14 protein-coding genes are annotated in these 14,591 nt (G+C 67.6%); 12 read left to right on the top strand and 2 right to left on the bottom strand.

The features are described from left to right. Positions 1 to 21: 21 nt before the first annotated feature. Together IEV96_RS07645 and IEV96_RS07640 are read left to right on the top strand one after the other, a co-directional pair. Entirely contained in the window at positions 22 to 1,389 is a 1,368-nt protein-coding gene (locus IEV96_RS07645; protein ID WP_188510041.1) for a flavin monoamine oxidase family protein, read from the top strand. 68 nt (positions 1,390 to 1,457) lie between these two features. Beyond that, positions 1,458 to 2,570 carry a VanZ family protein gene (locus IEV96_RS07640; RefSeq protein WP_188510040.1) on the top strand — a complete coding sequence of 371 codons (1,113 nt, stop codon included), beginning with the start codon at positions 1,458 to 1,460 and terminating at the stop codon, positions 2,568 to 2,570. 18 nt (positions 2,571 to 2,588) lie between these two features. Here the strand turns inward: IEV96_RS07640 and IEV96_RS07635 are convergent, their stop codons facing one another. Both IEV96_RS07635 and IEV96_RS07630 read right to left on the bottom strand, forming a co-directional pair. Beyond that, complete coding sequence (locus tag IEV96_RS07635) at positions 2,589 to 2,930, bottom strand: hypothetical protein (protein WP_188510039.1); 342 nt, start codon at positions 2,928 to 2,930, stop codon at positions 2,589 to 2,591. 72 nt (positions 2,931 to 3,002) lie between these two features. Then, positions 3,003 to 3,545, bottom strand: a complete 543-nt coding sequence (locus IEV96_RS07630; RefSeq protein WP_188510038.1) for a hypothetical protein — start codon at positions 3,543 to 3,545, stop codon at positions 3,003 to 3,005. 245 nt (positions 3,546 to 3,790) lie between these two features. Here IEV96_RS07630 and IEV96_RS07625 point away from each other — a divergent pair, with 245 nt between their 5' ends. From IEV96_RS07625 to IEV96_RS07580, 10 genes are all read left to right on the top strand, one after another. After that, on the top strand, positions 3,791 to 4,834 hold the full coding sequence (locus IEV96_RS07625; RefSeq protein ID WP_188510037.1) for a TerC family protein: 1,044 nt from the start codon (positions 3,791 to 3,793) through the stop codon (positions 4,832 to 4,834). After that, complete coding sequence (locus IEV96_RS07620; RefSeq protein ID WP_188510036.1) at positions 4,824 to 5,468, top strand: GOLPH3/VPS74 family protein; 645 nt, start codon at positions 4,824 to 4,826, stop codon at positions 5,466 to 5,468. The genes IEV96_RS07625 and IEV96_RS07620 overlap by 11 nt, the downstream gene beginning before the upstream one ends. A 220-nt stretch (positions 5,469 to 5,688) precedes the next feature. Beyond that, on the top strand, positions 5,689 to 7,170 hold the full coding sequence (leuC, locus tag IEV96_RS07615; protein ID WP_188510035.1) for a 3-isopropylmalate dehydratase large subunit: 1,482 nt from the start codon (positions 5,689 to 5,691) through the stop codon (positions 7,168 to 7,170). After that, positions 7,170 to 7,766, top strand: a complete 597-nt coding sequence (gene leuD / locus IEV96_RS07610; RefSeq protein WP_188510034.1) for a 3-isopropylmalate dehydratase small subunit — start codon at positions 7,170 to 7,172, stop codon at positions 7,764 to 7,766. Before leuC ends, leuD begins: the two co-directional genes overlap by 1 nt. Positions 7,767 to 7,804: 38 nt before the next feature. Further along, on the top strand, positions 7,805 to 9,172 hold the full coding sequence (gene murA / locus IEV96_RS07605) for a UDP-N-acetylglucosamine 1-carboxyvinyltransferase (RefSeq protein ID WP_188510033.1): 1,368 nt from the start codon (positions 7,805 to 7,807) through the stop codon (positions 9,170 to 9,172). Between the two features lie 5 nt (positions 9,173 to 9,177). Then, entirely contained in the window at positions 9,178 to 9,930 is a 753-nt protein-coding gene (locus tag IEV96_RS07600; protein WP_229733135.1) for a lysophospholipid acyltransferase family protein, read from the top strand. Then, positions 9,920 to 10,954 carry an NAD(P)H-dependent glycerol-3-phosphate dehydrogenase gene (locus tag IEV96_RS07595; protein WP_229733134.1) on the top strand — a complete coding sequence of 345 codons (1,035 nt, stop codon included), beginning with the start codon at positions 9,920 to 9,922 and terminating at the stop codon, positions 10,952 to 10,954. The genes IEV96_RS07600 and IEV96_RS07595 overlap by 11 nt, the downstream gene beginning before the upstream one ends. 2 nt (positions 10,955 to 10,956) lie before the next feature. After that, entirely contained in the window at positions 10,957 to 11,712 is a 756-nt protein-coding gene (locus IEV96_RS07590) for an alpha/beta fold hydrolase (protein WP_188510032.1), read from the top strand. After that, positions 11,709 to 13,256 (top strand): Mur ligase family protein, encoded by a 1,548-nt coding sequence (locus IEV96_RS07585; protein ID WP_188510031.1) that lies wholly within the window; start codon positions 11,709 to 11,711, stop codon positions 13,254 to 13,256. Before IEV96_RS07590 ends, IEV96_RS07585 begins: the two co-directional genes overlap by 4 nt. Before the next feature lie 62 nt (positions 13,257 to 13,318). After that, positions 13,319 to 14,449: a D-alanine--D-alanine ligase family protein gene (locus IEV96_RS07580; protein WP_188510030.1), complete on the top strand. Its 1,131-nt coding sequence runs from the start codon at positions 13,319 to 13,321 to the stop codon at positions 14,447 to 14,449. Positions 14,450 to 14,591 lie beyond the last annotated feature (142 nt).

Genomic DNA, 14,591 nt, shown 5'->3' with positions numbered 1-14,591 from the left:
CCCGTCTCGAAGGATCATCCAGTGACAGAACTGCAGTGCGATGTCGTCATCATCGGGGCCGGGGCGACCGGCCTGACCATCGCGACCGACCTGCAGAAGGCCGGGTTGTCGGCCATCGTCGTCGAAGCGCGCGACCGCGTCGGCGGGCGCCTGCGCACCGAGACGGTCGACGGGGCCGTTCTCGAACTCGGCGGTCAGTGGGTGTCGCCCGACCAGCAGGCGCTCATCGCGATGCTCGACGAACTCGGGCTCGAGACTTTCGCGCGTTTCCGAGACGGTGAGAGCGTCTATGTGGATGACACGGGCTCGGCCACCCGCTTCACCGGCGACCTCTTTCCGACCTCGGAGGAGACGCAGAACGAGATCGAGCGGCTGATCGCCCTGCTCTCCGCCCTGACGGCCGAGGTGGACCCGTCCGAGCCGTGGAATCACCCCCGCGCCACCGAGCTCGACGCCGAATCGTTCGAGGCGTGGCTCGAGCGCAACTCGGCGGATGCCGAGGCGCGCGCCAACGTCGCGCTGTTCGTCGCGGAGGCGATGCTCACGAAGCCCGCCCACTCGTTCTCGGTGTTGCAGGCGCTGTTGATGGCCTCGAGCGCCGGCGGATTCGGACACCTCGTCGACGCCGACTTCATTCTCGACCGTCGTGTGGTCGGCGGGCTGCAACGGGTCCCGGTGCTGCTGGCCGAGCGGCTCGGCGACGGGCTGCACCTCTCGCAGCCGGCCCGCAGCGTCGAGTACGCCGACGACGGCGTGGTCGTCACGACCGACGACCTCGTGGTGCGCGCACGCCGCGCGGTGGTGGCCGTGCCGCCGAACCTCTACGGGCGCATCGGGTTCAGCCCGGCGCTCCCGCCGGTGCGCCAGCAGATGCACCAGCACCTCTCGCTCGGCCTGGTCATCAAGGTGCACGCCGTGTATCCGACCCCGTTCTGGCGTGACGCCGGACTGTCGGGTACCGCGTTCAGCCCGTTCCAGGTGGCTCACGAGGCCTACGACAATTCCGGCCACGGCGAGGGGACTGGCACGCTCGTGGCGTTCGTCGCGGGGGAGACCGCCGACCGGATGCTCGCCCTCACCGCGGCGGAACGGGAACGCACCATCCTCGAATCGCTCGCCGCCTATTTCGGCGACGAGGCGCTCTCGCCGACGGTGTACTTCGAGAGCGACTGGGTATCGGAGGAATGGACCGGCGGCGCCTATGCCGCGAGCTTCGACCTCGGCGGCCTCGTCCGGTGGGGAGCCCACCTTCGCAGTCCCGTCGGGCCGATCAGGTTCGCCAGCAGCGACATCGCCGGCGAGGGGTACCAGCATGTGGACGGCGCCATCCGTATCGGCCACGAGGTGGCGGCCGAACTTGCGCGGGACCTACGGGGCGCCGGCCTGTAAGCACGATGCCGCCATCAGGGCCGCAAACCGCTCTACGGACAAAGTGCGGTTTCCTCTAATGTCGGACTATGGGCATCTGGGTGTGGTCGGCCGAAATCGGAATCCTTTTCGGCACGGTGCTCTTCGCGTCGGCGTTTTTCCCCATCATCGCCGTCCAATATCGGAGGTACGGGCGCTTCACGGGTCTCCGACTCCTCGGTGCCGGTGCAGTGAGCGTCTACCTGACGACTCTGATCGCCTACACCCTTCTTCCTTTGCCGTCGTCGACGGAGAAGGTCTGCGCGCCCAGCGTCGAACTGGTCCCGTTCCATTCCCTATCCGACATCGCCAGGGAGACCGCGGGAGACGGGGTGCTGGGCACCCTCACCAGCCCGGCCACGCTGCAGGTGGTTTTCAACGTGCTCCTGTTCGTGCCGCTGGGGGTCATCGTGCGGGGCTTCCTGTCGCGCGGACTCCTCACGACCGTGGGCGCCGGGTTGGTGGCCTCCGCGCTCATCGAGCTCACCCAGTACACCGGAATCTGGGGCATCTACTCGTGCTCCTACCGCCTCGCCGACGTCGACGATCTCATCGCCAATACGCTGGGCGCCCTCCTCGGTGGCCTCGTCGGCCCGGTCGCCCTCGCTTGGATGCCGAAGGAACGCGCCTTGCGCGCGGCGCGCGGCACTCCCCGTCCGGTAACCGTCTGGCGCCGCTGGCTGGGCATGGCGATCGACCTGGCGCTGTTCACGGCCATCGGCGCAGCCTTCGCCGTCGTCTATCGGCTGGTGCTCCTCGCGGTCAACGGCCGCGTCCCAGAGGCACCCGATGGCTTCGAAGCGGCGCTGGGTTCACTTCTACCCGCGCTCCTCGTCTTCGTCCTGCCCGCGATCCGGCGCACCGGTGCGTCGTTGGGACAGACGGCGGTGTGGCTCCGCCCGCTCTGGCCCCAGAAGGCCTCGCTCGCACGGCGGCTCTTCCGTGCCGCGAGTGTGGGGGGACTCTACGGGCTGCTCGTATTCGTCTCGCGGCTTTCGCTCCCGTTCGCCCCCACGGTCGGTTTTCTTGCCGGCGTGCTTCTGCTCGCCGCCTTCGTCGCGGTGCCCCTCACCCGCAGCCGGGCGGGATTGTCGGGTCTCTTCGCCGGGGCGTCGATCGCGGACGAACGGGCGAGAACGGTCCCCGTCGCCGAGGCCCGGTAGGCGCGGTGGTGTAGCGCCCTACGAAACGTCGAGGTCGGGCAGCGACCAGATGCGGTCCATGTCGTGGCTCGATGCGACGGCCTGCGGGCGGGACAGCGCGCGTGTCTGCTGGTCGAGCGAATCGACGGCCGCCTCGTCGATGAGTTCGGGAACGTCGGTCTTGAATGCGACGGCGACGACCTCGCTGGCCGGACCGATCACCAGGTCGACCGAACCGACCTCGTCGTCGGTGTCGAGGGCCGGCACATGAACGGAGGCCGAGTCGCTGCTGGCTCCCAAAGCCGCGACGAGTGAAAGCAGGGAGTCAGCGATGGCGGTGCCGGTAATGAACGAAGTTCCTGCGTACGTGACCTGTTTCATCGTTCCATCCTTTGCGGGGTGAACAATTGCGGCAACGCCTTGCCACGGTCGGGCATGTGGGTTACTGGTCTTCTAGCTCCAGCGCCGGTAGTCCGGTTCGAGGGTGGGCAGGTCCACCTCGCGCACAGCGGCCATACTCTCGCGGCGCGAGCCCTCATATGACGGATCGTCCGCGGCCCTGGCGATCAGGTCGAGGCGTTTGCCGATCACCGAGCTGAGCTCAGACCAGGCATCGACTCGGGCGGCCTCGGCCAATTCCGCGGCGACCGCGGCATCGGCGGCGAGGTCGGCGAAGGCGCGAGCGAGCTCGGAGTAGATGAGGGCGCGCTCCTCGAGCACCCGCACGTCCGCCGGCCGGTAGTCGTGCTGGTGACGCAGCGCGCCCACCGCGGTTCTGGCCGTGCGCGCGCTGCGAGCGGTGCGGGCGGCGTACCCGTTCTGCTCGACCGACATCTGCCGCAGCTGGTCGGCGACGAAGCCGTCGAGGTCGAGGTCGTGCAGCGACCGGCCCTCGCGGAGGGCGCCGACGATGAGGTGGTTCTTCGTCGCGAGCGTCACCGTGGAACGCCCGATGAGCAGGCCCTCTTCTACGGCTCTCGCAACGTCGGTATCCACTTCTCGCAGGCTAGACCCTCGGCGGCTTCCGCGTCGAGAGCGGCGCCGGTCGATTGTATGGGGGCGTCGCCGAGAGTCCTGTATCGTAGGCACCTGCGAAGGGGAGTATCCCATTTCGCCGAGATCGTCAACACGAGCCCCACCGCCGCGGCTCCGGTCTCGGTGGCACTATCGTTCTGTCGATACTGCGGGAGAGACTTTCGGGTTTCCCCCTGCCCACACTCTTTTTTGAAACGGACTCCTGCATGGACGTCGAACTGCCTCTCGCCTTCGAGATCACCTCGTACGCGGTACTCATCGCGATCGTTATCGCCGACCTCGTGCTCGCCTACCGGCGCCCGCACATCCCGAGCACCAAGGAGTCGGCCCTCTGGGTGACCTTCTACGTGGTGCTCGCGCTCATCTTCGCGGTGATCATGTTCTTCGTCGGCGGCGCGGAGCACGCGGGGCAGTTCGTGGCTGGCTGGCTCACCGAATACAGCCTGTCCATCGACAACCTGTTCGTGTTCGTCATCATCATGGCGCGGTTCTCGGTGCCGAGGAAGTACCAGCAAGAGGTGCTGATGATCGGCATCATCCTCGCCCTCATCTTCCGCGGAATCTTCATCATGCTCGGCGCCGTCGTCATCGAGCAGTTCAGCGCCGTGTTCTACCTGTTCGGCCTCTTCCTCGTCTACACCGCCTTCAACCAGGCCTTCACGAACCACGACGAAGAAGAAGACGCCGAGAACAAGATCATCGGCTTCCTGCGCAAGCGCATCGACATCACCGACGACTTCGACGGCGCCAAGATCCGCACCGTGATCGACGGCAAGAAGGTCTTCACGCCGATCCTCATCGTGATCATCGCCCTCGGCACCACCGACATCGTGTTCGCGCTCGACTCGATTCCCGCGATCTTCGGAATCACGCAGAGCCCGTTCATCGTCTTCGCGGCCAACATCTTCGCCCTCATGGGTCTGCGCCAGCTGTACTTCCTGCTGGGCGACCTGGTCGACCGTCTCGTCTACCTCAAGTACGGCATCGCGTTCATTCTCGCCTTCATCGGTGTGAAGCTGTTCTTCCACGCCCTGCACGAGAACGAACTGCCGTTCATCAACGGCGGCGAGCACGTCGAGTGGGCACCCGAGATCGACACCTTCACGTCCCTCATCGTCATCGTGGCATCGATGGCCGTCGCCACGATCGCGAGCCTGCTGAAGATCCGTTCGGACGAGCGCAAGAACCCCGCGGTCGCGGACAAGGTCGACGCCCCCGTCGAGTCCGACGATCGCCCCGATGCCCACTAGCCGAACGCTCTCCGTCGCCGAGGAGCTCTACCTCGTCCTGCACTACGACCCCGTCACGGGGGAGCTGCTGCGCAACGGCAAGGTGAACGGTTCCGAGGCGCAGGTGCTCTCCGCCGCGAAACTGGTCGACCTCATCGAGGGCGGTCGGGTCGCGGTGGAGCGCACGCGCACCATGCGCGAGGCGATCGTCGCGACGGAACAGGTGTCGGATGACGCGGCTCTCGACGAGGCTCGGGCACTGCTCTGGCGGCAGTCGAAAGACCGCAGCATCACGTGGGGCCTGTCGAACCTCGGTTCGTCGACGCTCCTCGTTGCGGGCCTCGTCGCGCTCGGCCTCGTCGTCGAGGAACGCAAACCTCTCGCCCCCCTCACCCCGCTCGGAGCCGAGGTGTTGCGGGAACGTCGCGAGCAACTCGACGCCGCCTGGCTCGGCGAGCCCGCCGACGAGCGGGCGCAGCTCGTGGCCGTCGTGCTCTTCGCCGGGAAGGTCTGGCGCAACGTCTACCTCGTACGCGACCGCTCGGAGAAGGACTCCACCGTGGCGCGCCTGACCGTGCTCACCGAGCGGGCCGCCCGTGTCGGGGAACGAGGCAAGGTCATCGGCCGCCTCCTCGCCGACGCCGTCACGCCGTAGCCCCGGCATGGGCAGCAACCCGAAGCACGAGGCCGGATAGCGGGCCGAAAGCCTGACCGTCGCCTTACCGGCGCCGCCGCGACTCTGGTGATACTGTCGGGGGATGCATTTCGAGCGGCTTCTCCTTCTTCGTCGCCGCGACGAGGCCTAGTCCAACGGCCTTCCTCGTCGCGGAGTTTCATCGTCGGCTGATCACTCGAAAAGAAGAAGGACCGCTGAAATGACTGCATCGAATGCTTCCGAGGCCGCTCGGCCTCGAACCCTGGCCGAAAAGGTCTGGCAGGACCATCTGGTCGTGAAGGGCGAAGACGGTTCGCCCGACCTCATCTACATCGACCTGCACCTGCTGCACGAGGTCACGAGCCCCCAGGCCTTCGACGGCCTGCGTCTCGCCGGCCGCCCGGTGCGCCGTCTCGACCTGACGATCGCCACCGAAGACCACAACACGCCGACCCTCGCGATCGACAAGCCCATCGCCGACCTGACCAGCCGCACGCAGATCCAGACGCTGCGCAACAACGCGGCCGAGTTCGGCGTCCGCCTGCACTCGCTCGGCGACATCGAGCAGGGCATCGTGCACGTCGTCGGCCCCCAGCTCGGGCTGACCATGCCCGGCATCACCGTCGTCTGCGGCGACAGTCACACCTCGACGCACGGCGCGTTCGGCGCGATGGCGTTCGGCATCGGCACGAGCGAGGTGGAGCACGTGCTCGCCACGCAGACGCTGCCCCTCAAGGCGTTCAAGACCATGGCGATCACCGTCGAGGGCACCCTGCGCCCCGGCGTCACGGCGAAAGACATCATCCTCGCGGTCATCGCGCAGATCGGCACCGGCGGAGGACAGGGCTACGTGCTCGAGTTCCGCGGCAGCGCCATCCGTTCCCTCTCGATGGAGGGACGCATGACGATCTGCAACATGTCGATCGAGGCCGGCGCACGCGCCGGAATGGTCGCACCCGACCAGACCACCTACGACTACCTGAAGGGCCGCCCGCACGCGCCCGTCGGGCAGGACTGGGACGACGCGGTCGCCTACTGGGAGACCCTCGCCACCGACGACGACGCGGTGTTCGACGCCGAGGTCTTCCTCGACGCCGACACCCTCGAGCCGTTCGTCACCTGGGGGACCAACCCGGGCCAGGGCGTCTCTCTCAGCGAACCCGTTCCGAACCCCGCCGACATCGCCGACCCGAACGAGCGTTCGGCCGCCGAACGTGCCCTCGAGTACATGGACATCGCCGCCGGCACCCCGATGAAGGACATCCGCGTCGACGCCGTCTTTATGGGCTCGTGCACCAACAGCCGCATCGAAGACCTGCGTGCCTTCGCCTCGATCATCAAGGGCAAGAAGAAGGCCGACGGCGTGCGCGTTATGGTCGTGCCCGGTAGCGCCCGCGTGCGCATCGAGGCCGAGGCCGAGGGCATCGACCAGATCGTCAAAGAGTTCGGCGCCGAGTGGCGGTTCGCCGGCTGCTCGATGTGCCTCGGCATGAACCCCGACCAGCTGGCACCCGGTGAGCGCTGCGCGTCGACTTCGAACCGCAACTTCGAGGGACGTCAGGGCAAGGGCGGGCGCACGCACCTCGTGTCGCCGCTCGTGGCCGCCGCCACGGCGATCCGGGGCACGTTGTCGTCGCCGTGGGACATCGAGGCCACGGTCGCTGAGCCTGTCGAAACGACGAGCGCGGAGGTATCGGCGTAATGGACAAGATCACCACCGTCTCGGGCGTGGGCGTGCCGATCAAGCGCTCGAACATCGACACCGACCAGATCATCCCTGCGGTCTTCCTCAAGCGGGTCACCAAGACGGGTTTCGAGGACGCCCTGTTCTACGGCTGGCGCCAGGATCCCGAGTTCATCCTCAACACACCGCCCTACGATCAGGGCCGCGTGCTCGTCGCCGGTCCCGATTTCGGTACCGGCTCGAGCCGTGAGCACGCCGTCTGGGCGCTCCGCGACTTCGGCTTCCAGGCCGTCATCAGTTCGCGGTTCGGCGACATCTTCCGCGGCAACTCGGGCAAGCAGGGGCTGCTCGCGGCCCAGGTCACCGAGGCCGACGTCGAGAAGATCTGGGCGCTGCTCGAAGCGACCCCCGGTCTCGAAGTGGCGGTCGACCTCGTAGCACGAAATGTGCGCGTCGCCGACCTGACAGTGCCTTTCGAGATCGATGACTACACTAGGTGGCGCCTCCTCGAAGGACTCGACGACATCGGTCTGACCTTGCGCGACGAAGCGCAGATAACGGAGTTCGAAGCCCGGCGCGAACGCTGGCGTCCCCTCACACTCCCCGCCAAATAAGGCAGATCCCGCAACACAAGCAGTGAAGGTGTTCCTGAATGAATTCTCTTATACAAGATGCCCACAAGGCTGGTGAGAGGGTCGGACTGAAGTCCGACAAGATCGTGATCAACGGTGGAAAACCGCTGCGCGGCCGCATCGAAGTTCGTGGTGCGAAGAACCTCGCGACCAAAGCCATGGTCGCCGCCCTGCTCGCCGAGAGCCCGTCCGTCCTCAAAGACGTTCCCGACATCAGCGATGTCGGCGTCGTGACCGGAATGCTCGAGGCCTACGGCGTCTCCGTGACAAAGACCGCGGAGGGCGAACTCACCTTCGACCCGAGCAACGTCGAGCGCGCGCACTTCGCCAAGATCGACGCTCTCGCGGGCTCCAGCCGCATCCCGATCCTGTTCTGCGGGCCACTCCTGCACCGCCTCGGCGAGGCGCTCATCCCCGACCTCGGCGGCTGCCGCATCGGCGACCGCCCCATCGACTTCCACATGGACGCGCTGCGCGCCTTCGGTGCCGTCGTCGACAAGAGCTACGAGGGCATCCGCCTCACCGCCCCGAACGGCCTCACCGGCGCCGAGATCGAGCTGCCCTACCCGAGCGTCGGCGCGACCGAGCAGGTCCTGCTCACCGCCGTGCGCGCCAAGGGCGTCACCGAGCTCAAGAACGCGGCCATCGAGCCCGAGATCATGGACCTCATCGCGATCCTGCAGAAGATGGGCGCGATCATCAACGTCGAGCCCAACCGCGTGATCTTCATCGAGGGCGTGGAGAAGCTCGAGGGCTACAACCACCGCGCACTGTTCGACCGCAACGAGGCAGCCAGCTGGGCCTCCGCCGCGCTCGCGACCGAGGGCGACATCTTCGTCGGCGGTGCCAAGCAGGCCGAGCTGATGAACTTCCTCAACATCTTCCGCAAGGTCGGCGGCAAGTTCGACATCCACGAAGACGGCATCCGCTTCTACCACCCCGGTGGAGAGCTGAAGCCCGTCGTGGTCGAGACCGACGTACACCCCGGCTTCATGACCGACTGGCAGCAGCCGCTCATCGTGGCCCTCACCAAGGCCCAGGGTACCTCGGTCGTGCACGAGACCGTGTACGAGAACCGTTTCGGCTTCACCGACGCCCTCATCGAGATGGGCGCGGACATCGTCGTGCACAAGGACGGCCTCGAGTCGGTCACGCGCCGCGTGCCGCGTCGTCCGCTCGAGCAGGCGGCCGTCATCACCGGTCCGACCAAGCTGCACGGTGCCGACATCCGGGTACCCGACCTGCGCGGCGGCTTCAGCCACCTGATCGCCGCTCTCACGGCCGAGGGACAGTCCACCATCAGCAACGTGGGAATCATCAGCCGCGGCTACGAGCACTTCATCGACAAGCTGCGTGCGCTTGGGGCCGACTTCGTTTACGAGGGCTAATCCGCGTGATCGATGAGCGCCAAGCCGGGTCGGAGAAGACACCGGTCTTCCGACTGATGGCCGCCATCGCTGTGCCCCCGATCGACCTGATCGCGAAGCTGAAGCTGAGCGGTGTCGAGAACGTGCCGAAAACCGGCGCGTTCGTGCTCGCGCCGAACCACTACAGCGAGATCGACCCGCTCATCGTCGGCGTCGCGATGTGGAAGGTCGGGCGCATGCCGCACTACATGGCGAAGGCGTCGTTGTTCAAGGTGCCGGTAATGGGCAGGCTGCTGAAAGCGTCCGGCCAGATCCCGGTCGAGCGCGCAGACTCGGTCCGTCGCAGCGACCCGCTGGGAGCCGCGAAGCAGATCGCCGCGCAGGGCCTGGCCGTCGTGGTCTACCCGGAGGGCTCGCTCACCCGCGACCCCGACCTCTGGCCGATGCGCGGCAAAACCGGTGCGGTGCGCACGGCGCTCGAGCAGGGCATCCCCATCATCCCCGCCGCGCACTGGGGCACCCAGCTCGTGATGCCGCGCTACGGCAAGAAGATCAGTTTCTTCCCGCGGAAGACCGTTCAGGTGAAGTTCGGCCCGGCGGTCGACCTGTCGGCCTACGCGGGCCGCAAACTGGACTCTGCCGCCTTCGCGGAGGCGACCGACCTCGTTATGGACGCGATCACCGCGCTCTTCGAAGAACTGCGCGGGCAGAAGGCGCCGGCTGAGCGCTGGGATCCCGCCAAACACAACCAGAAGGACACCGGCCGTTTTGAACAGTAGCGATCACCTCACCCCCGACTCGAGGGCGCGCAAGGTCGCAGTGCTCGGCGCGGGCTCCTGGGGCACCACCTTCTCGAAAATCCTCGCCGACGGCGGCGCCGACGTGTCGCTGTGGGCCCGCCGCCCCGAACTGGCGCGCGAGATCACCGAGTCGAAGCGCAATAGCGACTACCTTCCCGGGATCAACCTGCCCCGCAGCATCCGGGGTTTCTCGAGTCTCGAAAAGGTTCTGGATGACACGGAGCAGGTGTACCTCTCGGTGCCGAGCCAGTCGCTGCGCGAGAACCTCATCGCCGCCCGCGAGCTCATCCCGGCAGACGCCATCGTCGTCTCCCTCATGAAGGGCGTCGAGAAGGGCACCGGCCTGCGCATGAGCGAGGTCATCGTGCAGACCCTCGAGATCGACCCCGACCGGGTCGCCGTCGTCTCCGGCCCCAACCTGGCCCTCGAGATCGCCAAGCAGCAGCCGACTGCCGCCGTCGTCTCGTCGCAGAACCTCGAGACCGCCACACTCGTCGCCATGACGGCCACCAACCCCTACTTCCGGTCGTTCGTCAACACCGACGTGATCGGCACCGAGTTCGGCGGCGTGCTGAAGAACCTCATCGCGGTCGCCATCGGCATCGTCGACGGCGTCGGCTACGGCGAGAACACCAAAGCGTCGATCATCACCCGCGGCCTCGTCGAGATGACCGACTTCGCCGTCGCCTTCGGTGGACGCCCCGAGACGCTCGCCGGTCTCGCCGGGCTCGGCGACCTCATCGCCACCTGCGAGTCGTCGCTGTCGCGCAACAACACCGCGGGACGCCTGCTCGGCCAGGGCTATTCGTTCACCGACGTCGTGAAGCAGATGAACCAGACCGCGGAAGGTCTGTCGTCCGTCGCCCCCGTGCTCGAGCTCGCGCTCGCCAAGGGCGTCGAGATGCCCATCGTCAGCCAGGTCGCCGAGGTGCTCGCCGGCACCATGGACCCGCGCGACATCGCACCGCACCTGACGACCGACCCGATGCCCCAGGGGGAATAGCAATGATCACCGCTCTCGCCGACGGCCGGCTGCTCGCCGAGAAGACCGGGGCGACGCCGCCCGCCGTGGTCGCGCTTCCCGGCTGGATGCGGTCGGCTACCGACTTCGCCCCCATCGTCGACGGCCTCGACGCCGTCGCCATCCATTTCCCCGGCTTCGGCACGACACCCGAGCCGGTCACGGTGTGGGGCAGTGAAGACTACGCCGAGGACCTCGCCGCGGCGATCGCCGGTTTCGGACCCGTCATCCTCGTCGCGCACTCCTTCGGCGGACGGGTCGCCGCCCGCCTCGCGGCGAAGTACCCGCAGTACGTGAAGGGCATCGTGCTCACCGGCGTGCCCCTGCTGCGCCTGCAGGCTGCTCCCAAGCCGGCCCTCTCGTTCCGCATCGTGCGCTCGCTCGCCAAGAAGGGCATCCTGCCCGCTTCGATTCTCGAGAAGCAGCGCCAGAAGCGCGGGTCGGCCGACTACCTCGCCGCGCAGGGAACGATGCGCGACGTGCTGGTGCGCGTCGTCGGCGAGGAGTACGGCGACGACCTGGCCCGCATCACCGTGCCCGTGCGCATGGTCTGGGGCGAGAACGACACGGCGGCGCCCGCCGATGCCGGCCTCGCCGCGTCACAGCTGATCTCCGGTTCCACCTTCCGCGTCGTGCCCGGTGCCGGGCACCTGCTCGAGGGAGACCTCCGCACCGCCGTGCGCGAAGAACTGCTCGCCCTCATCGCCCAGACGGCGCCCCAGAAAGAATCAGGCAAATGAACCAGCAACTCTCCATCGTCACGATCCTCATCGGCGTGATCGCCGCGGTGCCGATCGCGGCCCGCTGGTTGCGAGTCGCCCAGCGCGAGCATTACATCGCGCCGTGGGTCACCCGTCTCGCCTGGCTCTGGCTGGCGAAGCGGCCCGTCAACCTCGTGATCGCGATCCTCGTCGTCGTTCTCGCGCTGCTCTCGCTCTACCCCGACTTCGCCGGTATCGCGGCCTCCGCCATCGTGATCGTCGGCTTCCTGCCCTACAGCCTCGGCATCCGCGGCACGAGCGCGAAGCTCGCCTGGACCGACCGGCTCAAGCGCCTGCTCGTGCTCTGGATCGTGCTCGTCGCCGCAATCGGCACGCTGCTCGCCCTCGTGCTCGGCGGTGCCGGCATCGTGCTGACGCTGCTGCTCGCGGCGCCGATCACCGACCTCGCCCTCGTCATCCTCAAGCCGATCGAGAAGCGGCTCTCGCGCAAGTGGATGCTCAGCGCCCGCAAGCGCCTCAAGCAGGTGCAGCCCACCGTCGTGGCCATCACCGGTTCGTACGGCAAGACGTCGACCAAGGGCTACGTCGCGCACATCCTCTCGTCCAGCTTCTCGGTGGTCGCCAGCCCCGCGAGCTTCAACAACCTCATGGGGCTGTCCCGCGCGGTCAACGACCGTGTGATCCCCGGCACCGAGGTGTTCATCGCCGAGATGGGCGTCTACGGGCGCGGCGAGATCCGCGAGCTGAGCGAGAGCTTCCCGCCCGACATCGCCGCGATCACCACGATCGGCGAGGCCCACCTGGCCCGCATGGGCAGCCGTGAGGTCATCTTCCAGGCCAAGAGCGAGATCACCGAGAAGGCGAACACCGTCGTGCTGCCGATCGACGAGGTCGAACTCTCCGGGCTCGCCGAGAGGTGCCGCACCGAAGGCAAGCGTGTCATCACCGTCTCGGTCGTTCCCGGCACCGCTGCGGATGTCGTCGTGGACGCTGCCGCCGGAATCGTGACAGTTCTCGAGAACGGTACCGTCGCCACCGCGTCCGTCGTCATCCCCGGGGTCGGGCACGCCGTCAACCTCGCCGTGGCGGTCGGAATCGGGCACGCCCTCGACATCCCGCTGTCGACCATCGCCTCCCGCCTCGGCGCCCTGCCCGACTCGCCGCATCGCGCCGAGGTGCAGTACGCCGCGAGCGGGGTCGTCGTGATCGACGACACCTACAACTCCAACCCGGTCGGTTCGCAGCGTGCGCTCGAGGGTGCCGCCGCGATCGCGGCCGAGCGCGGCGGCCCGCTCGTCGTCGTCACGCCCGGAATGGTCGAGCTGGGCCACGTGCAGGAGGCCCGCAACGAGGCCTTCGCTGCTGCCGTGTCGGCCCTCGGGGGCCACCTCTTCGCGATCGCCCGCACGAATCGCGCCGCTCTCGTCAAAGGCGCGGCATCCGGGCCCGGTTCGGTCAAAATTTTCGACCGCAGAACCGAGGCCGTCGCTGCGGCGCTCGATCAGGCCGGCGACCGAGGCGTTATCCTCTATGAGAACGACCTGCCGGACCACTACCCGTAAATCAGCCGCACCGGGCCAGCAGCAGAAAGTTGCGGCGCTAGAAGATTCTTGGATGGTCACGCGTGAGTTCACCCTGGGCAGTACTTTTCGGCGGGCCGTCGCCCGAGCATGAGATCTCGATCCTCACCGGTCTGCAGTCGGAGCGGGTGCTCACGGCGAGCGGCGAGAGCGTGCTGCCGATCTACTGGGCGCCGAACGGTGAGTGGTGGCTCGTGCCGTCGGCGACCGAGGCCAAGGACTACCTGAACGGTGTGCCCAAGGGCGCGAAGGCGATCGACGTGCGACTCTCCGGAGACACCGGGCTCTACGTGAAGAAGCGTGCGCTCGACATCTCGGCCGTGCTGCTCACCCTGCACGGCGGCGTCGGCGAGGGTGGGGGAGCCGCCGCGCTCTTCTCGCTGCTCGGCATCCCCGCCACCGGTTCCACCCTCTTCGCCGGCGCGGTGGGCATGGACAAGCTCGCCTTCGGCGGCCTCATGGAGGTAGCGGGCATCCCCACGCTGCGCCGCGAACTGCTCTCCGCCACCCGGGCGCCGTCGTTCGCCGGCCCGTACATCGTCAAGCCGCGCTTCGGAGGATCGTCGATCGGCATCGAGATCGTCGAAGACGCCGACTCGGCCCGCGCGATCGCCCGTGCCTCGCAGCACCTGCGCGCCGGGGCCGTCGTCGAGCCCTACCGGCCCGAGCTCGTCGACCTGAACATCTCCTTCCGCACCTTCCCGTCGCTCGAGGTGACGGCGCTCGAGAAGCCCGTGCGCAGTTCGAGCGAGAGCGGCCTCTACTCCTACGCCGAGAAGTACCTCTCCGGCGGTGCCGGCAGCGAGGCCGGACTCTCCAGCGCGCCCCGCGAGTTCCCGGCCAACGTGTCGGAGTCGATCGCGACCCTCGCGGCCGAGCTGGCGACCCGCGTGGCCGAGGTCACGGCCCTCACCGGCGTCGTGCGCGTCGACCTGCTGCTGGATGAAACGAACGGCGAGCTCTTCGTCAACGAGGTCAACTCGATCCCGGGTGCCATGTCGCTGTACCTGTGGGCGCCGCAGGTACCCGCCGCCACCGTACTCAAGGACGCTCTCGTCGAGGCACGCGACCGCCGCGTCGTGCTGCCCGCCGCGGGCTTCGGCTCGGGCGCCGCGCTGCGTGCCGCGGGCGGCATCGCGGGCAAGCTCGTCGGCCTCGACGGGCCGCGCGGCTAGCGCGAGCTGAGCCCGCGAGGGCGGGTGGTCGACACCCGTCCATGAGCCCCTTCCGGCGAAATGACGCGACCGCGGTCGCCTCATTCTGCCGAAATCACCTCATTCGCGATCACGCCGGGTTTCGACGCACTCGACCTTCGTT

Source organism: Conyzicola nivalis, assembly GCF_014639655.1.
GTDB classification, from domain to species: domain Bacteria; phylum Actinomycetota; class Actinomycetes; order Actinomycetales; family Microbacteriaceae; genus Conyzicola; species Conyzicola nivalis.
The sequence above is the reverse complement of the archived record's forward strand: the minus strand, read 5'-3'. Positions and strand labels throughout refer to the sequence as shown.